The 17307-nt window shown below is 41.9% G+C and carries 13 protein-coding genes and 2 tRNA genes; 10 read left to right on the top strand and 5 right to left on the bottom strand.

Translation table 11 applies throughout. From position 1 onward, the window contains the following. The first annotated feature begins 371 nt into the window (after positions 1 to 371). Both Q0K96_RS00775 and Q0K96_RS00770 read left to right on the top strand, forming a co-directional pair. Positions 372 to 1130, top strand: a complete 759-nt coding sequence (locus tag Q0K96_RS00775; protein WP_297332124.1) for a ferritin-like domain-containing protein — start codon at positions 372 to 374, stop codon at positions 1128 to 1130. Between the two features lie 28 nt (positions 1131 to 1158). Beyond that, on the top strand, positions 1159 to 1983 hold the full coding sequence (locus Q0K96_RS00770) for a ferritin-like domain-containing protein (RefSeq protein WP_297332123.1): 825 nt from the start codon (positions 1159 to 1161) through the stop codon (positions 1981 to 1983). Positions 1984 to 2165: 182 nt separating this feature from the next. Here the strand turns inward: Q0K96_RS00770 and Q0K96_RS00765 are convergent, their stop codons facing one another. After that, positions 2166 to 3551 carry an RtcB family protein gene (locus Q0K96_RS00765; protein WP_297332122.1) on the bottom strand — a complete coding sequence of 462 codons (1386 nt, stop codon included), beginning with the start codon at positions 3549 to 3551 and terminating at the stop codon, positions 2166 to 2168. A 179-nt stretch (positions 3552 to 3730) separates the two neighbouring features. Here Q0K96_RS00765 and Q0K96_RS00760 point away from each other — a divergent pair, with 179 nt between their 5' ends. Further along, positions 3731 to 4741, top strand: coding sequence for a WYL domain-containing protein (locus tag Q0K96_RS00760; RefSeq protein WP_297332121.1), 1011 nt, complete (start codon positions 3731 to 3733; stop codon positions 4739 to 4741). A gap of 34 nt (positions 4742 to 4775) precedes the next feature. Here Q0K96_RS00760 and Q0K96_RS00755 read toward each other — a convergent pair. Beyond that, positions 4776 to 4857 (bottom strand) — tRNA-Leu (locus Q0K96_RS00755). A gap of 146 nt (positions 4858 to 5003) precedes the next feature. Here Q0K96_RS00755 and Q0K96_RS00750 point away from each other — a divergent pair. Further along, on the top strand, positions 5004 to 6392 hold the full coding sequence (locus Q0K96_RS00750; protein WP_297332120.1) for a dipeptidase: 1389 nt from the start codon (positions 5004 to 5006) through the stop codon (positions 6390 to 6392). 96 nt (positions 6393 to 6488) lie between these two features. Here the strand turns inward: Q0K96_RS00750 and Q0K96_RS00745 are convergent. After that, positions 6489 to 6561: transfer RNA gene (locus Q0K96_RS00745), tRNA-Gly, on the bottom strand. Positions 6562 to 6690: 129 nt separating this feature from the next. Here Q0K96_RS00745 and Q0K96_RS00740 point away from each other — a divergent pair. Beyond that, positions 6691 to 7128 (top strand): GNAT family N-acetyltransferase, encoded by a 438-nt coding sequence (locus Q0K96_RS00740; RefSeq protein WP_297332119.1) that lies wholly within the window; start codon positions 6691 to 6693, stop codon positions 7126 to 7128. A gap of 4 nt (positions 7129 to 7132) precedes the next feature. On the opposite strand, the gene Q0K96_RS00735 is transcribed toward Q0K96_RS00740, so the two are convergent. Beyond that, positions 7133 to 7843, bottom strand: coding sequence for a murein L,D-transpeptidase catalytic domain family protein (locus tag Q0K96_RS00735; protein ID WP_297332118.1), 711 nt, complete (start codon positions 7841 to 7843; stop codon positions 7133 to 7135). 238 nt (positions 7844 to 8081) lie between these two features. Here Q0K96_RS00735 and Q0K96_RS00730 point away from each other — a divergent pair, with 238 nt between their 5' ends. Together Q0K96_RS00730 and gpmI are read left to right on the top strand one after the other, a co-directional pair. Then, positions 8082 to 10472 (top strand): DUF5916 domain-containing protein, encoded by a 2391-nt coding sequence (locus Q0K96_RS00730; protein ID WP_297332117.1) that lies wholly within the window; start codon positions 8082 to 8084, stop codon positions 10470 to 10472. Between the two features lie 5 nt (positions 10473 to 10477). After that, positions 10478 to 11995, top strand: coding sequence for a 2,3-bisphosphoglycerate-independent phosphoglycerate mutase (gene gpmI / locus Q0K96_RS00725; protein ID WP_297332116.1), 1518 nt, complete (start codon positions 10478 to 10480; stop codon positions 11993 to 11995). A gap of 166 nt (positions 11996 to 12161) precedes the next feature. Here the strand turns inward: gpmI and Q0K96_RS00720 are convergent, their stop codons facing one another. Further along, positions 12162 to 13436: an acetyl-CoA hydrolase/transferase C-terminal domain-containing protein gene (locus Q0K96_RS00720; protein WP_297332115.1), complete on the bottom strand. Its 1275-nt coding sequence runs from the start codon at positions 13434 to 13436 to the stop codon at positions 12162 to 12164. A gap of 150 nt (positions 13437 to 13586) precedes the next feature. On the opposite strand from Q0K96_RS00720, the gene Q0K96_RS00715 reads away from it, so the two are divergent. From Q0K96_RS00715 to Q0K96_RS00705, 3 genes are read left to right on the top strand one after another with little or no spacing between them, the layout of a single operon-like run. Beyond that, entirely contained in the window at positions 13587 to 14270 is a 684-nt protein-coding gene (locus Q0K96_RS00715; RefSeq protein WP_297332114.1) for a TetR/AcrR family transcriptional regulator, read from the top strand. Then, a complete protein-coding gene (locus Q0K96_RS00710) occupies positions 14267 to 15928 on the top strand; it encodes an ATP-binding cassette domain-containing protein (RefSeq protein WP_297332113.1) in 1662 nt (553 codons plus the stop codon). The genes Q0K96_RS00715 and Q0K96_RS00710 overlap by 4 nt, the downstream gene beginning before the upstream one ends. Before the next feature lie 5 nt (positions 15929 to 15933). Beyond that, positions 15934 to 17307, top strand: a complete 1374-nt coding sequence (locus tag Q0K96_RS00705) for a biotin/lipoyl-binding protein (protein WP_297332112.1) — start codon at positions 15934 to 15936, stop codon at positions 17305 to 17307.

The following is a 17307-nucleotide window of genomic DNA, read 5'->3' as shown; positions in this document are numbered from 1 at the left end:
ATCCACAAAAAAGGCTAAAGACTGAATAACTGATCATTGTAAAACTATGAGTATTACATCACAATTACCTGAAATAGCTTGTTAATAATGCAGTCTTAAAGTTAATGTTATAATAAAGTCCGCCAATAGTTAATGTTAAATAATTGTTAGCAGTATAAGTTTAGCATCTGGCTTTTGCACCCAGTTCATAAAGAACTATACCGGTAAATAGCTCACTAAGCAATTATTAAATTTTTCTTAAAATAAAATATTTTCTGCGCTTTCTTAAAAACCATTAACAATTTGCCTGCGTAAGTAAAGGTAACTTTGAAAACATTGAAGCCGAACAATACCACACCTGATAATTATTAACCCATTAACGAATTAGTATTATGAAAAAGAAAGTTGAAGTAAAGGAAGTGAGGACAGACCTGCACAACAGGAGAAGCTTCCTTAAACTTAGCGGGCTTGCGGTAGCAGGTACAGGCTTATTATTAGTAGGATGTAATAATGATGACGACGGTGGCGGAGGAAACACTCCAGACGCTAACCAACTACCGGGCATCAGGAATGGTGTGTTTGACCTTGGCGGTGGCGATTTAGGTATTTTAACCTATGCCTATGCCCTTGAACAGCTTGAGGCTGATTTTTACACAAGAGTTGTAAACAGCAACAGCTTCGGCTCTACATTTAACGCTGAAGAGCAGCAAATACTTACCGACCTTTATAACCATGAAGTTATACACAGGGAATTTTTCAGGACTGCTATTTCAGGTGTGCTTCAGGATGAACCGGACCGTGTTCTACCCGACTTACAGTTTAATTACGGAAGTCTGAATTTTAATGACAGGCTTGCAGTACTGAACACTGCAAGAGCGCTTGAAGATACAGGAGTATCGGCTTACAACGGCGCAGGCAGGTATTTAACAACACCTGATTACCTTGTTATTGCGGGTAAAATTGTTTCGGTAGAGGCAAGGCACGCAGCAGCAATACGCGATTTATTAAATCCGGGTTCTGCCTCTTTTGCAGGCGATGATATTGTTGATGCCAACGGACTTGATCCGGCACAAATGCCATCACAAATTATCAGTGCCGTGTCAGATCTTGAGTTTATAACAACTCCTTTCACAGCAATGTACCTGGAATAGTAAGTAACCTTCAAAAAAAGCAAAAATCATGAACATTATAAAATTTATAGAGTCTTTTACCAACGATAGTTTTTTAAACACAAAAGGCTCACGCAGGGAAAGTTTCAGCCAGTTTGGCAAGATAGGTTCTAACGCAGCTAAAGCGGCAGTACCTTTCGGGCTTGCATCTATGCTGTTTACACAAAAAGCCAATGCCGCATCTTCGGCATTTTTATCAGCAACTGCAGATACACCTACATCTGCACTTCAACTGGCGCTTATACTGGAATATCTTGAAGATGAATTCTATGCTACAGCGTTAGACACCAATGGCCTTATACCAAGTGCCGACAGGGCGGTTTTTGAACAGATATCGCAGCATGAGGCTGCACACGTAGAATTTTTAATGGGAGCGCTTGATACTGATGCCCCCGCAAAACCTACATTCGACTTTACTGCTAACGGAACATTTGATCCATTTAATAATTACGACCAGTTCCTTGCCCTGTCTCAGGCTTTTGAAGATACAGGCGTAAGAGCTTATAAAGGCCAGGCAGGCAATCTAATAACCGAACCGGCATTGTTAACTGCCGCTTTACAGATACACTCTGTAGAGGCGCGCCACGCAAGCCAGGTAAGAAGATTAAGAGGCCTTAAAGGCTGGATACCGGGTAATGATGAAGGCGGACACCCTGCAGCGGCAGATGCTGTATATGCAGGAGAGGCCAACACAAACCAGTTAGGCTTTAATACTGCCAACGTGCAGGAAACCAATGGCCCGGCAATACCTGCTATAGCCGGTTCAGAATCTTATGATGAGCCACTTACAGGGCAACAGGCCACCAACATAGCAAACCTTTTTATAGTACAGTAACATTTTATAAGACTATAGTGTTAAGTTAAGTTAGGTTAATCTTACTGCCCGCTGGTATTACCAGCGGGCAGTTTGTTATAGATTAACGGATAAATTCACAGAAGCAGCACATAATACTAAAGTTTTGATTTACAAGCATTCATAAACAATAAAAGCCCCCTGAACAAAGGGGGGGCTTCTTATTATCTTCTTCTCTTTTTTCTCCTCCAGGGCGCATTTCTTTCACAATCACCTGCCATAATGCATCCGTAGGGCAACACCTCATCAATTACCCTTCCTAAACCAAATTCTTCCATTTGGTTTCTCACCGTTTCTGCATTCTTATATGCACTTGGTAATTCTGTAATATCAATCTCATTAGAAAAGAACCGCACATCAAGCCCTTGTGTTTCTGTTTCAAAAACTTCCTGAAATGTTCCTGTTTTACTCTTTCTGTGTTGGGTACGGCTTATGTTCCTGCCTGCACCATGAGGAGCAAAACCAAGATTACCTTCCGTTGTTTCACCCTCTACAATCAAAACGGGTTCAGACATGTTTAAAGGAATCAATCGCGGCCCTGTAATATCCGGCATAAACTTTTTATCAAGCGGTGTTGCACCTTTAGCATGGTAAAACAAGTCGCCATCTTTAAACACAAAATTATGTTCGTTCCAATATCTGTCCTGTTTAGCTATACCTAATCGTTCTAAGGTTGCATCGTGCAGGCACTCGTGGTTTAATTTTGTCCATTTACGAACAATTTGTAAAGCTTCCCAGTATTTTTGTCCCTCTTCGGTGTCATAAGGTATCCAGGCATTCTGTTTTAATGTTTCAGGAGATAATTCCTGCCTGAAACGCTCGGCAACTTTCATACCTTTCTCATATAAGTTTGCACCAAAACCCCTGCTGCCATGGTGGGTAACCATCATGGTATTCCCTGTCTTTTTAGAAATTCCTATAAATAAAAAGTGGTTTCCGTCACCCTGCGTTCCTAAATGCGACCTTGCTGCCGCAATACATTTTTCGTTATTAAGGTAAAAATTGGCTTCAATTTCAGCAAGTAAATCCATCGGAAATCTGAACTGGTTTTCTCTTGAACGCCCTCCCGGCCCGAAATGTGTAATACTATGTGCCGCATCTAAAACCAATTTGGGGTCTGTCTTACCAAAATCCGTAAGCATTACAGAGCAGCAAATATCGGCGCTATGCATACCCGGATGTATGGCATTTTTAGCCACAGCAACCCCACCTACAGGAATTGTACCCACAGGTCCTGTAGGGCAGGCGTCGGGCATTATGGCGCCCTTTACCAAAGTAGGCGTCCTCATCAAGGTGTTCATTGATTCTACAACATTGTTCACGTTTACTTCTTCCAATTCGTCGCCGGCCTTAATATTAACCGAGAACGGTATTGCTTCAGCATGCAAATCTATCGCGGGAGGCAATTTAAACTGCTCTAAATAATCTGCTAATGCACCTCCTTCAAGTTGATTAGTGTTAATATACTCAAGAGCTTCCTTCATCCATCTCCCCGATCTGAAACCCATTTCGATTAATTCGTTTCCTGTAATGTTTACTTTACTTTCCATTCTTTATTTCTTTTCTAAATTTTCCTTTCGTGAAGCTCCGCCGACTCCCTGTCCGGCGGAGCGCTACTCCCATTGTTAATCATTAAGAAACTGTTTGTTTCCGTGAACAAATATTTTAAACGATGTGCGCAGTCTTTTTGCGCAGTAAAAAAATATGCTTATTTTTTCCGAAAAAAATAATGGCTACCAATAAAAATGCACTGATAAGATATAGGACAATAGATAAATGCCTGCAGAATAATAACCGTGAGTGGACGTTAGATGACCTTATTGATGCGTGCTCTGATGCGCTGTATGAGTATGAAGGAAGGGATGTGAATGTTAGCAAACGCACAGTGCAGATGGATATACAAATAATGCGTAGTGATAAGTTGGGCTACAACGCACCCATTGTAGTTCACGATAAAAGATTTTATAAATATGAAGATCCCGAATTTTCTATAACTGATATACCTCTCAATGAAAATGATATGAATGTGCTTACTGAAACGGTAGAAATGCTGAAACAGTTTAAAGATTTTTCACTGTTTTCAGAATTAGGCGGTATAATACAAAGGCTGGAAGACAAGGTATATACCGAAAAAACAAAGCAGTCAGCAATAATACATCTTGATAAAAATGAAAATTTAAAAGGTTTAGAGCATCTCGATATCCTTTACCAGGCCATCCTTAAAAAAATAGTATTGCGCATTACTTACAAATCGTTCAAAGCAAGGAAAGCATCAGAGGTTGTTTTTCATCCTTTTATTTTAAAAGAGTTTAATAACAGATGGTTTTTAGTAGGTAAAACGTCTGCAACAAAGTCGATAGTTACATTTGCGCTTGACAGGATTGAAAAAGTAGATTATGATTTAAACATTCCTTACCTGGATATTAATTTTAACGGAGAGGACTATTATAAAAATACTATCGGCGTTACCGTATTGCCCGAAGAAAGTGTGCAGGAAATTTATTTAAAAGTTGACAGGAGTAATGCACCTTATGTGCTAACCAAGCCCTTGCACCACACACAGGAAACTGTAGAGAAGTTAAATGACGGAAGCATTATTATAAAACTGGATGTGCATATAAATTATGAACTGGAACGTTTAATTTTAGGCTTTGGTGAATGTATAGAAGTTATAAAGCCCCGATTGCTGCGCAAAAGAATTAAAACTAATCTTCAAAATGCTGTTAAGCTATACCAATAAAAAAAAGCCTCTGATTTTCAGAGGCTTTTAGCTGTGCGGGTGATAGGACTCGAACCTACACACCGTGAGGCACCAGATCCTAAGTCTGGCGTGTCTACCAATTTCACCACACCCGCGGGTAATAACGAACTCGATATTGTGCTTCATTATTGTGGGTGCAAATATACGTATAGTTTAATATAATGCAAGCTTTTTGATGAAAAAAAAATTTAAAAACTTTTTATGTATTTTTGACCAACAACCCTATATCACTAATTTTAAAATGGATAACATTAAAAGCTACGTAAAAGAGCATAAAGAAAATTTTTTAAGCGAGCTTATTGAATTGCTGAAAATACCATCTGTAAGCGCTGACAGCGCCTATTCGCAGGATGTTATTAATACTGCGCAGGCAGTAAAAGAAAGCCTTGAAAAAGCAGGCTGCGATAAAGTAGAACTTTGCGAAACCCCCGGCTACCCTATAGTATATGCCGAAAAGATAATAGATGCAAGCCTGCCAACAGTACTTGTTTACGGACATTATGATGTACAGCCACCGGATCCGGTAAACCTTTGGGACTCCCCCCCTTTTGAACCGGTAATCAAAAAAACAGAAATACACCCTGAAGGTGCCATATTTGCCCGTGGTGCGTGTGACGACAAAGGGCAGATGTTTATGCATGTAAAAGCCCTGGAATATATGGTTGCTACCAAAACCCTTCCGTGTAATGTAAAATTCATGATAGAAGGCGAAGAAGAAGTAGGATCTCCAAGCCTTGGGTGGTTTGTAGAGCGCAACCAGGAAAAACTTAAAAATGATGTCATCCTGATTTCTGATACAGGCATGATATCCAACAACCAGCCATCTATAACAACCGGGCTGCGCGGGCTTAGTTATGTAGAGGTAGAAGTTACCGGGCCAAACCGCGATTTACACTCCGGGCTTTATGGCGGTGCGGTAGCCAACCCAATAAACATACTGGCTAAAATGATAGCACAGCTTCATGATGAGAATAACCATATTACCATTCCCGGCTTTTATGACAAAGTAGAAGAGTTAAGTCGCGAAGAGCGCGACGAAATGGCAAAAGCGCCTTTTTCGTTAGATGCCTACAAAAAAGCCTTAAACATTGAAGATGTTTACGGAGAAGCGGGCTATACAACAAACGAGCGCAACTCTATACGCCCTACACTTGATGTTAACGGTATATGGGGTGGTTATACCGGTGAAGGTGCCAAAACGGTTATTGCCAGCAAGGCATACGCAAAAATATCAATGCGCCTGGTTCCTGACCAGGACTGGAAAGAAGTAACAGAACTGTTCACCAAATATTTTGAAAGCCTTGCGCCTAAAGGTGTAAGGGTTAAAGTAACCCCGCATCACGGCGGGCAGGCTTATGTAACGCCAATAGACAGCATAGGCTATCAGGCGGCGGCCGCGGCTTATGAAGAGAGTTTCGGCATAAAGCCGATACCGGTACGTTCAGGCGGTAGTATACCTATTGTTGCTTTATTTGAAAAAGAGCTTAAGAGTAAGACAATAATGATGGGCTTTGGGCTTGACAGCGATGCTATACACTCGCCTAATGAACACTATGGTATCTTTAATTACCTGAAGGGGATTGAGACTATTCCGCTATTCTATAAGCATTTTACAGCGATGAGTAAGTAATTTCAGTATACTAAAAAAATCCGCCCATTGTGGCGGATTTTTCTTTAGTGGCTACAAATAAAAAACCCGGTCTGTAAAGCCCGGGTTTATTTTAAGAGCGGAAGACGAGGCTCGAACTCGCGACAACCAGCTTGGAAGGCTGGAGCTCTACCAACTGAGCTACTTCCGCATTATTGTGGTGCAAATATAAACAATAACTTTTTGTAGTTGCAAGCATTTTTGCAAAAATATTTATGGGCAATTATACTCCTCAACTTAAAATATTCTTTATTAATTTGTTATCAAAAGTAAAACACTGATGCATCAGATAAAAAAGATAACATCGCGCGAAACATTCCCTGTAAGGCATCCTGTTTTAAGGCCGGGCCTGCCTGAAGATTCTTGTATTTTTACAGGAGACGACCTTGAAACTACAGCACATTTCGGTCTGTATGACAATGAGGATATTGCCGGCGTTATATCAGTATTCAGGGCAATAAACCCTGCCTTTACAGATGAGTTTCAGTTTCAGATAAGAGGAATGGCTGTTTTACCAAAGCACCAAAAAAAAGGCTTTGGGGAACAGTTGGTGCAACATGCAGAAGAATACGTAAAACAAGCCGGGGGCAATTTAATATGGTTCAATGCCCGCGAAGCCGCAACAGGATTCTACAAAAAAACGGGCTACCATATTACAGGCAGCCCGTTTAATATTCCCGGTGTTGGTACACATTATGTAATGTACAAACACCTGTAATTATCTATGATAATAATTTGCTTGTTTTAAGGTATGATTTGGTTGGGTGGTAAATAAATAGGCACGATTTACCTGTAATAAGCTTAATAATTTCTTTATTAAGGTTGTTTGGCAACGCAGGGCACCCAAGGCTCCTGCCCAGGCGGGTGTGCTGCTTAATAAAGTTTTCACTCACATAATCGGCCGCATGCATTACTACGGCGCGGGCGCGGGCGTTGCTGTTTATGCCTTTCTCTAAACCGTCAAGGCGCAAAGACTGTCCGTGCTTACCTACATAAAGTTCACCTGTAGCATAAAAACCAAGGCTGCTTTTGTTAGAGCTTTGCTCGTTGCTGAAAGTTGTGGCAAACTCATTACCACTGTTCCTGCCGTGGGCTACCAGTGTATTGTAAAGTACCTTGTTGGCATCCATATCTATAATCCACAGCCTTTTGCTGTTGGATGATTTACTAAAGTCAATAACGGTAAGCAGGTGCTTTTTTATAGCACCCTCCTCGGTTAGCCTGCTATATCCCGCAAATGCTTTAGAAAAACATTCAAACTCAGGCATAGAAAGTCCGTTGGCATCAATACCACTATAAACATCCTCAGCTGTAACAGCAGTTTCGGCGGCAACAGCCATTTTAGCGGCAGCAACCGGAACATCAGTATTAGTACCGGGATTGGTAAGCGAAAACAATAAAAAGAAAATCGACGTAAAAAAATTATTAATCATAGTTGTGCAGTAGGTTTATCCGATTTTACAGGCTGCTAAAATAAGTAAAGGAAACTTAAAGAAAAAATTACAACACTGTTAAAATCAATAGTTTAACATTTTCATTCGTAACGGCGTAATATAACCGTTACTTCCTCTCATTCAGTAACGTGCAAAGCTCAGGCCTATTGTATTCCTAATAATAAAAAGTTAATTTTACACGCTCACCTAATAAGATGCAAACACCATACCATACCCTATGAATAGCTTAAAAATCAGCGTATTATCCATATTTTTAACATCTACAGCCACATTTTACGGCCAAAAACGTTCATTAGAGGCTGTAAGGATTACTAATAATATCGCTATTGATGGTGTTTTAAACGAACCTGCATGGGCAAATGCACAGGAAGCTTCTCACTTTGTAATGTATGAGCCTGATAACGGCAAGCCTGAAGATGCCGACAAGCGCTCAACAGTTAAGGTGCTGTATGATGATGAAGCAGTTTATTTTGGAGCGATACTGCAGGATAATCCTGAAAACATCATGAGGGAAATAGCCCTGAGGGACGACTTTAAAACAGCCGACCATTTCGGGGTTTTTATAAACGGCTATAATGACGGTCAGCAGGATTTCAGGTTTTTTGTCAGTGCCGCAGGAACACAGCTTGACTGCCTTGCCACCCAAAATGGGGAGGATTATTCATGGGACGCCATCTGGTTCAGCAGTGTAAGTTTAACCGATAGCGGTTGGGTAGTGGAAATGAAAATACCCTATGCAGCCATACGCTTTTCTGATGAGCAGGAACAGTTTTGGGGGCTAAACTTTTACAGGGAAGTACGCCAGAACAGGCAAAAGTTTTTCTGGAACCCGATAGACCGCAATATTGGTTCGGCAATAGTGCAGACAGGACTCCTTACAGGCATAAACAATATAGAACCCCCTACCCGCCTGTTCTTTATTCCCTATTCGTCAGTATATGTAAATGATAATGAAGCAGGGACAGAAACCACTTTTAAGGCAGGTATGGACATAAAGTATGGTATTAACGACTCGTTTACGCTTGATGCTATTTTAATACCCGATTTCGGGCAGGCCGCTTTTGACGAGGTGGTGCTTAACCTCGGGCCTTTTGAACAGCAGTTTAACGAAAACCGCCCGTTCTTTACAGAGGGTACAGACATCTTTAATAAAGGCGGGCTTTTATATACGCGCCGCATCGGCGGGCCGCCAACGGGAACAGTTACTCCCGCCGAAGGGGAAGAGGTTACAGAAGTGCCTGCTAAAGTAAATCTTATAAATGCCCTGAAAATATCGGGGCGTACCAACAATGGGCTGGGTATAGGCATAATGAACGCAGTTACCGAAAGGACATATGCCACGCTGCGTAATACCGCAACCAATACCAGCAGGAAACAGCTTGTAGAGCCGGTAGCCAATTATAACATTTTTGTTTTAGACCAGCGCTTCAGGAAAAACTCATCGGTATCTTTTACCAATACTAACGTTATGCGCGAAGGCAGCTTTAGGGATGCCAACGTGAGCGCACTGGTTTATAACCTTAACACCCGCGCAAACACTTACAACCTTTCAGGCAATTTTAAGTACAGTACGGTAAATGACATCGAAAGTAAAAATGGTTACAGCTCTTATATCAGCGCTTCCAAAACCAGTGGCAAATACCGATATGGTTTATCAAGTTTTTATGTATCTGAAGATTATGATAATAACGATTTAGGGATAATATTTACCACTAATTACTATAACATTAATGCTAATGCCAGCTACCGTATATTAAACCCGACAAAACTGTTTAATACTTTTTCGGTAAACACCAATGTATATACAGAGTTTCATAATGATACCAACAGGCTGCAAAACGGTTATGCGGAGGTAAACGTAAACTCTACCACCAAAAAAAATGACTACATCGGGTATGGTGTGCAGGTAGTGCCTTTTGACCTGTATGATTTTTATGAACCTCGAATAACGGGCAGGTTTGTTAAAGTACCCAAGAGCGTGTTTGCTTATATATACTTTTCTTCTAACTACAACCGCAAATTTGCACTTGACATAGAACCGCAAATATGGCTTAGCGATGAAAGAGACCGTAACTATTACGGCCTGACTTTTAGTCCGCGCTACCGCTTTAGCAACCGCATGCAGATGATATACAGCTTTAATTACGGGCTGGATACTAACAACAAAGGCTGGATAGCTTTTGAAGGCGACGATATCGTCTTTACCCGCCGCGACAGGACAACTATTACCAACAGCATCTCAGGTAAATATTCGGTTAACAGTAATATGACAATCAACCTTACCGCCCGCCACTACTGGACGTATGGCGAAAACCTGGAGTATTTAACATTGCAGGACGACGGCATGCTGACGGAAAATACTACCTTTAACGAAAACAGGGATTTTACATATAACAACTGGAATTTCGACCTGTCTTACACCTGGTGGTTTGCACCGGGCAGCCAGCTTTCGTTTCTGTACCGCAATAATGCGGTGGGGCAGTTTGAATATGTAAACCGTAATTACAGCAAAAACCTTGATTATTTATTTAGCAATAACCTCAACAGCATTTTTTCTTTAAGCCTGCGCTATTATATAGATTATAATGCTGCCAAAAACTGGATTTAATTATTATGAACAAGAAAGTTATTTTAATGATACTGGATGGCTGGGGTATGTCGCCCGACCCTAAAGTTTCGGCTATAGACCAGGCCAATACACCTTTTATAGACAGCCTGTACCACAACTACCCCCACGCCACCCTGCGCACTGACGGCCTTAATGTGGGACTTCCCGAAGGGCAGATGGGTAACAGCGAAGTGGGGCATATGAACCTGGGCGCAGGGCGCATTGTGTACCAGGATCTTGTAAAGATTAACCTTGCCGTACAGGAAAACACGCTTGCTAAAGAAAAAGCGCTTGCAGATGCACTTGCCTATGCAAAACAGCATAATAAAAAAGTACACCTGTTGGGGCTGCTTTCGAACGGTGGGGTGCATTCGCATATAGATCATTTAAAAGGGCTTATCAATGCCACGCAGGAGTACGGGCTTGATAAAGTATATGTACACGCTTTTACCGACGGGCGCGATGTTGACCCAAAATCAGGGCTTGGCTTTGTTGCCGACCTTGAAAATTATATAAAAATCATGCCGGTTAAGCTGGCATCTGTTATAGGACGTTACTATGCAATGGACCGTGATAAGCGCTGGGAGCGCGTTAAGCTGGCCTATGACCTGCTGGTTAACGGGCTGGGTATACCAAGTACAAATGCCATAGACAGCATACAGGAAAGCTATAATGAGGGTGTGACGGATGAATTCGTTAAGCCGATTGTAATGACAGAGGATGGTACTAACCCAATTGCAACTATAGCGCCGGATGATGTGGTTATCTTCTTTAACTTCCGTACCGACAGGGGCAGGCAGCTAACAGAGGCATTAACCCAGTTTGACATCCATGAGTTTAACATGCACAAAATGAACCTTTATTTTGTGACCATGACCAACTATGACGATACCTTTAAAAACATCCATGTTATTTATGACAAAGACAACCTTACCGAAACACTGGGCGAGGTAATATCAAAATATGGCAGAAAACAGATACGCATAGCCGAAACAGAGAAATATCCGCACGTAACATTTTTCTTTTCGGGAGGGCGCGAAGCACCTTTTGACGGAGAAAAGCGCCTGCTTTGTGCATCGCCAAAAGTAGCGACTTATGACCTGCAACCGGAGATGAGTGCCTACGATATTAAAGATTCTTTAGTGCCCGAACTACACCAAGGCGAAATAGATTTTGTATGCCTTAACTTTGCCAATGGCGACATGGTAGGCCACACGGGGGTAATGGAAGCCGCCGTTAAAGCCTGCGAAGCCGTTGATGATTGTGCCCGCCAGGTTATAGAAGCAGCGCTTGCCAATGGCTATACCACTATTGTTATTGCCGACCACGGCAACTGCGATACTATGGTAAACCCTGATGGCAGCCCTAACACGGCACACACTACTAACCCTGTGCCTATTATTGTAGTAGATAATGAAATTAAGCACGTTAATGACGGTGTTCTGGGCGACATTGCTCCAACCATATTAAAAATGATGGGCATACCGCAACCCGAAGCCATGACAAGGCATCCGCTTGTGTAGCCTTAAATGTATTTATATTTTCATTTTGGTACAAAGAGCAGCATTGTGAAAATTCAGTTTTAAAATTTCTCTTTCGTCGAAATGGAATCCATAAAAAATAAATCCTGCAGGTTTATGGCATACCTGCAGGATTTTTTACAACTACTATTTTAAAAAATCTACTAAACTAACAACTTTTGGTAACGCCAAAATAAGCACGTTCTATTGCCTCCCTGTGGTCGGGGTGGGCAATATTGACCATTGCCGCTACACGCTGTTTCAGGGTTTTGCCATACAGGTCGGCAATACCATATTCGGTAACAATATACTGCACGTGAGAGCGTGTAGTAACCACACCTGCCCCCTGCTTCAGGAAAGGTACAATGCGGTTCTCCCCTCTTGTGGTTACCGATGGAAGTGCAATTATAGCCTTTCCGCCTTCGCTAAGGGCTGCGCCCCTTATAAAATCCATTTGCCCGCCCACACCACTATACATACGGCAGCCAATAGAGTCGGCGCAAACCTGCCCGGTAAGGTCAACCTCAATGGCAGAATTTATAGCCACCATCTTCTTGTTTTTACGTATTACGGACGAATCATTTACAAAAGATGATTCGCGCATCTCAATAAAAGGGTTATCATTCACAAAATCATACAGCCTTTTAGACCCTATTAAAAAAGTAGCCAGTGCCCTGCCTCTCACAGTGCCTTTATAGTTACAATTGATAACATCACTTTCTATAAGGTCAATAACCCCGTCACTAAACATTTCAGTGTGCAGGCCCAGGTTTTTGTGGTTTTTTAAATTGGCAAGCGCGGCATTGGGTATAGAGCCTATGCCCATTTGCAGTGTACTTTCATCCTCAATTAAAGAGGCAACATACTCGCCTATTTTTGCTTCCTGCGCTGTTATGGCATCAGGCTCATGCCCGTATATCGGCACATTGGCCTCAACAAGAAAATCAATTTCAGACTCATGTATAACTGAGTCACCAAAAGTGCGCGGCATTTGCGGATTAACCTGGGCGACAACAAACTTTGCATTTTCTATAGCAGCAACAGATGCCTCTACCGATACGCCAAGCGAGCAATAGCCGTGGCTGTCGGGTGGCGAAACATGTATAAAAGCCACATCAAGGGGCAGCACGTTTTTACGGAAAAGGCGTGGCAGTTCGCTTAAAAATACCGGTGTATAAGAACCGTTACGGGCGGCAAGCGTGTGCCGCACATTTTTACCGATAAAAAATGAATTTACATGAAAGCTGTCTTTCAGTGCGGGGTCTGCGTAAGGCGCCTCGCCTTCTGTGTGGAGGTGGCACACCTCTACATCCCTAAGTTCTGCCGCACGTTCTGCAAGGGCTTTTGTAAGTACCGTGGGGGTTGCGGCGGCTGCCTGAACATAAACACGGTTGCCCGGATTAACTACTGATACGGCCTCGGCCGCACTAACATATTTACCCATACCTAAAAATATTTATGCAAAGTTACCGTTGCAAAAAGGGGTAAAACATGATTTTTCTCATATTACAATAAGTTTAACAATTTATAAATAAAAGTTAAACTTGTATATTTAATAGCAATACTATTATATTTGCATGGAAATTGATTGAAGATGCAAAGTATTCTACCGAACCTGAAAATACAGGTAAATGAAAAGATTTATGTAAAGGACCCTGAAACGTCGGTACTGGGCAGGAACATTATTAAAGAAAGTATCCTGCTTATTGATGAAATCGGGTTTGACGATTTTACATTTAAAAAGCTGGGTGAGCGCATAGGCAGTAATGAGAGCTCCCTGTACCGCTATTTTGAAAACAAGCACAAGCTGCTGATATACCTTTCGTCATGGTACTGGAGCTGGATGGAGTACAGGCTGATACTTGGCACCGCCAATATGGAAGACCCGTGCCAGAAACTAAAAAGAGCCATTACTATTGTTACAGAGAAAGTAGAGGATGACCAGACGACAGAACACGTAAATGAATCGGTGCTAAACCGCATAATTATTGCTGAATTCAGCAAAACGTTTTTAACCAAAGAGGTGGATGAAGAGAACCGTGAAGGTTTCTTTATTATCTACAAAAGGGTTATAAGGCGTATTGCGGAATATATAAAGGAAGTGAAGCCGCAGTATCCGTTTGCAGAGAGCCTTGCCAGTACGGTAACACAGGGCGCGCTGCACCAGCACTTTCTTAAAGATCATTTTACCACTATAACCAATTGCAATGTAACCACAACGCCGGCAGATTTTTACCTGCACCTGGTTACGGGCATATTAAACGAAGAAAAACAATGACACCCCTGAAAAGATTTTTCAACCTGCTGAAGCTGGACAAAAAAGATGTGTACCAGATACTCTTTTATGCCGCCTTTGCAGGACTAATAAGCCTTTCGCTGCCACTGGGCATACAGGCTATCATCAACTTTATACAAAGCGGGCAGATAAGTGTATCCTGGATAGTGCTTATATTTGTGGTAACGCTGGGTGTGGCTTTTGGCGGCATCCTATCTTTAATGCAGCTGCGAATAACAGAGAACCTGCAGCAAAAAATATTTGTGCGCTCGTCATTTGAATTTGCCTACAGGCTTCCTAAAATCAAATTTAATGAGCTGTACAACCGCTACCCACCGGAGATAGCCAACCGTTTTTTTGACACGCTTTCCATTCAAAAAGGAACATCTAAATTGTTGCTTGATTTCAGCACGGCAATTTTGCAGATAAGCTTTGGTATCATACTACTGTCATTATACCATCCCTTCTTTATCCTGTTTGGAGTGTTATTGGTAATACTGCTTTACCTTATCTTCAAATTTTCGTTTGCGCAGGGGCTTCAAACCAGCCTTAAAGAATCTACCTTTAAATATAAGGTGGCATACTGGCTTCAGGAAATAGCACGTAATAATAACAGCTTTCGCAAGTCGTTAAACTTTGATTATGCCCTTACACGAAATGACGGGCTTGTAAATGATTATATCTGCTACAGGGAAAAGCACTTCGGGGTTATAAAGAGGCAGTTTTTGCAATTAATACTCTTTAAGGTAATTATAACTGCAGGGCTTTTATCTATAGGAGGTTACCTTGTGCTTGGCCAGCAAATGAACATCGGGCAGTTTGTTGCAGCGGAGATTATAATACTTTTAGTGATAAACTCTGTAGAAAAAATAATACTGGGGCTGGAAACATTTTATGATGTGCTTGCATCTGTAGAAAAAATAGGCATAGTAACTGATATGGAACTGGAGCAATCTGCAGGCACTGCTAACGGCATTAATTCAGAATCAGATATTGTACTGGAAACCGATAATCTGTGCTACCGCTACCCGGATTCAGATAAAGATGCGCTGCATGACATTAACCTGCGTATTGAGCAGGGAGAGAAACTGTATGTAAGCGGTGCAAACGGCTCAGGCAAAACAACGCTGGTAAGGGTGCTTTCAGGCTTCCTTCAGCCGGACAATGGTTCCTTTTATATAAATGACGGCAGCTACAACAAAGTAAATAAAGACTACTACAGCTCTATTATTGGTTTTGTAATGCAGGGCGAAAGCCCGTTTGAAGGCACAATACGCGAAAACATAACGTTTAATGACCCATCGGTTTCTGAAGAGAAACTTAAATGGGCGCTTGACAGTGTGAACCTTACCCCTTATATAAAAACACTTCCCGAAGGGCTTGATACAGTATTGTACCCCGACGGCAGGCAGCTATCGGCATCTAATTCTCAAAAAGTACTGCTGGCACGCTGCATAGTAAACGAACCCAAAATACTTTTCCTTGAAGACCCAACCGATAAAATGGATGAGCCTTCGGCAAAAGCTATTATAGATTTTCTTTTCTCTGAAGAGCACAACTGGACGGTAATTGTATCTTCTGTAAATCATTACTGGAAATCGAAATGCAGCCGCCAGGTTATAATGGATAACGGCAAAATAGCTGAAGACCTAAAACTGTAAACGCCATGCTAAATATATCAGATAATAACCAGGTACATATAAGTTCTAACAAGTATAAAACAGTTAACAACCTTGTTAACAGGCCTCATTATAAAATACTCAATAAAATAATTGTGGGTATCTGTATCATATCGCTGATTGGCCTGTTCCTGCCCTGGACACAGAACATTCGCGGCGGAGGCTATGTAACCACCCTTAAACCCGACCACAGGCCGCAAACAGTACACAGCGCCATTGCGGGGCGGGTTGAAAAATGGTATGTACAGGAAGGTGACTTTGTAAAGAAAGGAGATACTATATTATTTATCTCAGAGATTAAAGAGGAGTATTTTGACCCTAACCTTGTAGAAAATACCAAACAGCAGGTAGAAGCCAAACAAATGGCTGTTGAAAGTTATGACGGAAAGGTAGATGCACTTGATACCCAGATACAGTCTTTAGGTACAGAACGAGGGCTTAAAATGGAGCAGGCACGCAATAAGATAAGGCAGGCCCAACTAAAGGTAAAAAGCGACAGTATGGACCTGGAAGCTGTTAAAACGCAGCTCCGTATTGCAGAAACACAATTTAACCGTTCGCTTCAGTTAAACAAAGAGGGGCTTAGGCCGCTTACGGATGTAGAAGAAAAAAGGCTGAAACTACAGGAAGCGGAAGCCAAGATTATTACCCAGGAAAATAAATTTATTGCCGCCAAAAACGAGCTTATAAATGCCAAGGTAGAAGTAAATAGGCTTATAGCCGAATATGCCGAAAAAATATCTAAGGCGAGCAGCGATAAATTTACTGCCATGAGCAGCCAGTATGATACTGAGGCACAGGTAACAAAATTGCAAAACCAGTATATAAATTACAGTATTCGTAACGGGTTGTATTGTGTTAGGGCGCCTCAGGATGGATACATTAACCGTGCACTTACAGCCGGTATTGGCGAAACAATTAAAGAAGGCACGCCGATTGTGAGTATTATGCCCTCTGATTATGATATAGCCGTAGAAACCTATGTAGACCCGATAGACCTTCCGCTTATACACAAAGGGGCAAAAGTAAGGGTTTGGTTTGACGGGTGGCCTACCATAGTATTTTCAGGATGGCCGGGGCTTTCTTACGGAACTTTTGGCGGCCGTGTGGTTGCCATAGAAAACTTTATAAGCGCTAATGGCAAATACAGGATTCTTATTGCACCCGACAAGCAGGAAGAAAAATGGCCAAAACAGTTAAGCATAGGCGCAGGGGCACAAACCATAGCCCTGTTAGAGAATGTACCTATATGGTATGAAATATGGCGTAACCTAAATGGTTTCCCCCCTAACTATTACCAGCCGGGCAGCACAGGCGATGCACCGGGCGGTAAAGAAGAAGGCACTAAAGAAAAGAAGTAA

It is taken from the genome of Flavobacterium sp., from assembly GCF_024305175.1.
Classification (GTDB): domain Bacteria; phylum Bacteroidota; class Bacteroidia; order Flavobacteriales; family Flavobacteriaceae; genus Flavobacterium.
The sequence above is the reverse complement of the archived record's forward strand: the minus strand, read 5'-3'. Positions and strand labels throughout refer to the sequence as shown.